Source organism: Halobacillus sp. (assembly GCF_049282395.1).
Classification (GTDB): domain Bacteria; phylum Bacillota; class Bacilli; order Bacillales; family Halobacillaceae; genus Halobacillus.
The window spans coordinates 1-4635 of record NZ_JBAPTY010000372.1; the positions used below are offsets into that span (position 1 = coordinate 1).

The window sequence follows — 4635 nt, forward strand, 5'->3', positions numbered from 1 at the left end:
TGAAATTTTGATAGGCTCATCCTAAACATAGTGCAAGATGAATTCCTTGCTTTCTTCCATTATCTATAAAAAACGGAAAGCAAGCCACTCTTGTTTGAAGAGACCTGTTTTTAGGGTTCACGATCACTCCAGCGAACTTTTTTACTTTGTAAAGAGGAATTACTTTTTGTTAGGCGAATAAATTGAGTAGGAAATACGAGCGCTTAAAAATAGCAGGAGGGGTTCTATGAGAGTATTAGTTCTTGGAGCAAGTGGCGCTACTGGTAATCAAGTCGTCCGGCAATTGATGAAAAGACAAATCAATACGCGCATTCTCATTCGGGAGACAGCCATTCTTTCTCAAGACATACAAGACCATTCACTAGTGGAAACCGTTAAGGGGAACATCCACGAATTAACTGCCTCTGAAATGAGCGCCCTTTTACACGATTGTACGACCAATATCTCATGTCTTGGTCACAACGTTACCCTCAAAGGGGTGTTTGGCAAACCTCGCTATTTGGTATTTGATACTATAAAAAGGATTACAGAGACCGTCAAAAAGGATCCTTCTAAAAATATAAAGCTTATACTTATGAGTACAACCGCTTATACGAACCCTTTATCCGGAGAGAAGAATTCGATATCAGAAAGGATGGTCTTTTCCCTCCTCATGCTTATACTTCCTCCACATCGGGACAATGTCAAAGCTGCCAATTATCTGGTTATTACAACAGGCCACGAGGACAAAAATATCGATTGGATTTCCGTGCGCCCCGACTCTTTAATCAACGAGACGGATGAGAGTTCCTATGAAATTTATGAATCCAAGGTAAGGAGTCCTCTATTTAATGCCGGGAAAACCAGCAGGATTAACGTAAGTCATTTTATGGCTGAATTAGCTGCAGACAATGCTATATGGGATCAGTGGCGGTTTAAAACGCCGGTGATTTATAATAAAGACTGCCTTTAAGATTTATCCTGTCTTACTGTTAAAAGTTTTTAGCACCCCCCATTCGCTATACTTTTTTAAGCCCTATTATGAGGCTTCACTCTAGAAACGCAGATACTATATTATGGTTTATCCATTACGGCAAAATAATTATCTTCATTATCCGCAAAATTAAACACTCTACCCGATGGCATATTCATAATTTCCCCTACGGTTATTCCTTTGTTTTGCAAATCTCTATATAGATGTTCAAAATCATCAGAGTAGAACATTAAAGAAGGTGTATCAAGGTTTAATTCTGGAGACATGTTAGCAACGATCTCTTTGTTGTGAAGAACAATGGTCGTTTCAGCTCCCTTTTTTGGAGCCAATTCAAACCATCTCATTCCTTGATCGTTATTCTCTTCTGAAGTCACAATAAACCCAAATTTCTCTGTCCAGAAATCCACGGCTTCGTCCTGGTTATCAACATATAACATAATTTGACCTACTTTAGTAAACATGATTCTCCACTCCCTATAAAGTTATACTCTACTATTCTGTATCCAGTAAGTGAATTCCTCCTTCTCTAACTTGTCTCAAAATAATAGCTCTACATTCTCTAATTATTTAATATTTGCTTTTTATGAAAAAGATCGCCCCTAATACTCAGGCTCTAATCAAAAGCTTGTTACTATCCAAATGATTAATAAAGCGAATATTATAGCAGCTCCTGTTTGAACCCAATTCCCCTTGAATTTTCCTTTTACATTAGCAAAATCTTTAAGAATAATAGCTCCCCAGCCTCCAGCGACTAATAGGACAATGAGGACTGTTATTACGATATCATTCATTCGAGACCTCCATTTTCTGTTTATCCGTCTATTACCTTGATAGTAAGTTTAAAAACTCTCCAAATTCTAAAAAAAAGACGATTACTCTTAGTAAGCAATCGTTCCCGTTTCCATAAGACTCGATTTCAAGATAAATGAAATAAACACTAAAATACGCATTAAAATGAGTATGTTAAAATAGAAAAAACTCTTTTATAACTATAGAAAGGTGTGGATTCGATGGAACTTATCATTTTAGGACTCATCATAGGTGCCATTTCAATTAGTGTAATTAAATTTGCAATTAAAGGAAAGTCTTCGAATGATAAAGGACAAGAATACACTCCTACAAGTGATGTGTATGGCGGAAAAAATAGAGATTATAGCACTCAAGCACCAGCTGAAACTCATAGGAAAGCTCCTTATGAAGAGGTAGACCGAACGGAATGAGCGAAATTGACATTTATCTTACTGGGAGCGATTATCCTTTTATTCAATAATCGCTCCTGTTCCTATAAAACTTGATTTCAAGATGTATGGAGGCACTTCTGCAACTAATACCCCATTGGCTTGAGAGATTGTTCACAGTTTTTTCTCTAAATCATCAATCCTCTTTTCAAGATCTTTTACAGTTTTACTATTACTCAATGCTGTCGTAAAAGCAGTAATACCGAATGTGAATGACATAATTCCAAACACAAAGCCCATAATTACGAAAGTATTCACATTATCCCCCCATAAATAACTTCACAATAAACCTCAAGTGATTCCAAAACTCACCTCAGTAAAAAACATGATATTCCCAATGCTTATGTAATTTAGCGAGTACTATTTAAGTATAAATAAAGACCCCGACTGCGGAAGGCTCAAATTCAAAATATGTTAAGTGAGATAAAAGTTGAATAGGTATCAAAAACCCATCATGAAATGATTGTAGTATTTGATAATTATTAAAGGTAATTTCTTTTAACTATAGAAATATAGAAATACACTGATGAAATTGGAATAGGGAGTGCTTTGAATTGCCAATACAAGAATTAATGCCTTTAATAATCATTTTCATATATTTAGTTATTGCTGGTGCCATCGTTTTTGGTATTTTATCTATTATTAAATACTTTAGATCAAGAAAAGCATCAAAAGAAAATTTAGAAGATAGGGTCAGCGGTCTGAAAGAAAAAGAAAATCCCTTCAAGAATTGATTAAATAAGAGAGCATTATGCTAAAGATAAGCCCATTCAATGTTTTTCTTTCCTCTCTTATTTCTATTTATTCCTGTGCTTGATGGCTATTCATCATAGAAGAAAACTTCATCTACCTTAGCTTCTAATTCACCAGTTAATTTGAACGTTGAATGCTAATTGAAATGTGAAACCGAGTTTATCTTATCATTCCCAATGGCATTAATCGACTGACCATGACCTCCTCCTATACTCAAGGAGTTAACGCTACTTTCATCACACGTAATTCTCTCTTTATTTCGAACTCAACCCATTTAATTCATATTCATCTGCATATAAATGGACAACGGGAAAATAAAGCACGCCGCGAAGATTAAAAAAGCTGTTATATTCAATAGTTTATATTTAAATAGATCTTCTCGTGAAATACCTAAACCTGATAGGACCATTCCAAAGATAGAATAAGCAGGAAGAAGCATAAAGCCAATAAGACCTACCAAGGATGTATCCGATATAAAGAAATAAATACCAAGAAATCCAGCAACGAGTAACCAGGCCATTCCTTCCGCCAATTTAGTTATTCCACACATAGTAAACTCCTTTTAAAAAGTTAATAGTATTGTTAATATCAAACAAAAGTAACCGCTGCAACGATCCCCACGAGGGTAATTGTAAGACTCCCTAAAACATTTAATAGAATTAAAAAGGTTTTCATTTATTTACTTTACATGCTAAGAATAATCCGCCAATTGGTTACACCATGGTAAAGAATCAAAATAAATAGAGAACTTTCAATAAAAGTTCATTCAGAACCTTCCACTCTTAGTATAAATAATCCTGCAGCCCTGATGAGGCACATATAGATAGGGTGTGTCGCATAGAAAAACACCCCTTCTATTTCCAGCATCCTACTATTAATACTAACACACCATATTACATTTATTTACATTTTACACGCTTTATTTTAGTCTCTAACCCTTAAAGAATGATAGAAAATAACCTCAAAATAAAAAGAGATAAAGAGTCCTGATATTTAGGACTCTTTATCTCTTTTTATGGTACTTTGGAAGAACAAAAAAATCATTACGTTTTCCCCGTATAAAGCAAATCATTGTGATGGAGGTATAATCTTATCTCAGTTGCAAATGGTACATTTTCAGCGATAACAAACTTCCAATTCTGTTCCTTTAGAAACTCTTCTCTTACTCTCAATTCCCTTATTTCGATTAGGTCTTCTAAAGAACGGTTAACTGGGCTTGGATTGCTTTTGGCTAATTGATTTCGATAATGGTTTCTAAAATCTTCTTCCGTACAATTGTTAACTCTTACAAAGTGTTTCTTTAATCTCTGCATGACAAAACTTCTTTTTTTACGATCTTTTATTCTGAGCGCAGCATGCTGAATATGCTTTAAGTCATGACAGGATTTACATAAAGATTGTATATCTTTCAGAATCAACAAAAATTCTTCCTCGTCATACTCCCAATCTTCATGAGCCTGGAGATTTTCTTCATCACGACAACCACATACCTCACATGTAAAATCGCTTTGCTCCAGAACATGGTTCCGAACCGAATTCCATAAAGACCGAGGTATGGAATTCCTTACCGTTTTATTCTGGGCATAAGAAGGCTTTCGAATCTCGATCGTTAGCTTAAAATTAGCCATAATACCCTCCATTTGAGACTACAATTCAACAGTAATTGTCTCT

The 4635-nt window shown here is 35.1% G+C and carries 8 protein-coding genes; 3 read left to right on the forward strand and 5 right to left on the reverse strand.

Annotation, left to right across the window (positions count from 1 at the left end; genetic code table 11):
- Positions 1–226: 226 nt before the first annotated feature.
- The gene (locus WAM07_RS15525; protein WP_422168276.1) at positions 227–952 is read left to right on the forward strand and encodes an NAD(P)-binding oxidoreductase; all 726 of its coding nucleotides are present in this window, start codon (positions 227–229) and stop codon (positions 950–952) included.
- A 101-nt stretch (positions 953–1053) separates the two neighbouring features.
- On the opposite strand, the gene WAM07_RS15530 is transcribed toward WAM07_RS15525, so the two are convergent.
- Together WAM07_RS15530 and WAM07_RS15535 are read right to left on the reverse strand one after the other, a co-directional pair.
- Complete coding sequence (locus WAM07_RS15530; protein ID WP_422168278.1) at positions 1054–1434, reverse strand: VOC family protein; 381 nt, start codon at positions 1432–1434, stop codon at positions 1054–1056.
- A 156-nt stretch (positions 1435–1590) separates the two neighbouring features.
- Positions 1591–1764, reverse strand: coding sequence for a hypothetical protein (locus WAM07_RS15535; protein WP_422168280.1), 174 nt, complete (start codon positions 1762–1764; stop codon positions 1591–1593).
- A gap of 219 nt (positions 1765–1983) precedes the next feature.
- On the opposite strand from WAM07_RS15535, the gene WAM07_RS15540 reads away from it, so the two are divergent.
- Positions 1984–2193 carry a hypothetical protein gene (locus tag WAM07_RS15540; protein ID WP_422168281.1) on the forward strand — a complete coding sequence of 70 codons (210 nt, stop codon included), beginning with the start codon at positions 1984–1986 and terminating at the stop codon, positions 2191–2193.
- Between the two features lie 132 nt (positions 2194–2325).
- Here WAM07_RS15540 and WAM07_RS15545 read toward each other — a convergent pair whose 3' ends face one another.
- Positions 2326–2469, reverse strand: a complete 144-nt coding sequence (locus WAM07_RS15545) for a hypothetical protein (RefSeq protein ID WP_422168283.1) — start codon at positions 2467–2469, stop codon at positions 2326–2328.
- A 296-nt stretch (positions 2470–2765) separates the two neighbouring features.
- Here WAM07_RS15545 and WAM07_RS15550 point away from each other — a divergent pair, with 296 nt between their 5' ends.
- Positions 2766–2945, forward strand: coding sequence for a hypothetical protein (locus tag WAM07_RS15550; protein ID WP_422168285.1), 180 nt, complete (start codon positions 2766–2768; stop codon positions 2943–2945).
- A gap of 293 nt (positions 2946–3238) precedes the next feature.
- Here the strand turns inward: WAM07_RS15550 and WAM07_RS15555 are convergent, their stop codons facing one another.
- Positions 3239–3514 (reverse strand): hypothetical protein, encoded by a 276-nt coding sequence (locus WAM07_RS15555; RefSeq protein ID WP_422168286.1) that lies wholly within the window; start codon positions 3512–3514, stop codon positions 3239–3241.
- A gap of 493 nt (positions 3515–4007) precedes the next feature.
- Positions 4008–4592 (reverse strand): hypothetical protein, encoded by a 585-nt coding sequence (locus WAM07_RS15560; RefSeq protein WP_422168288.1) that lies wholly within the window; start codon positions 4590–4592, stop codon positions 4008–4010.
- Positions 4593–4635: the final 43 nt, after the last annotated feature.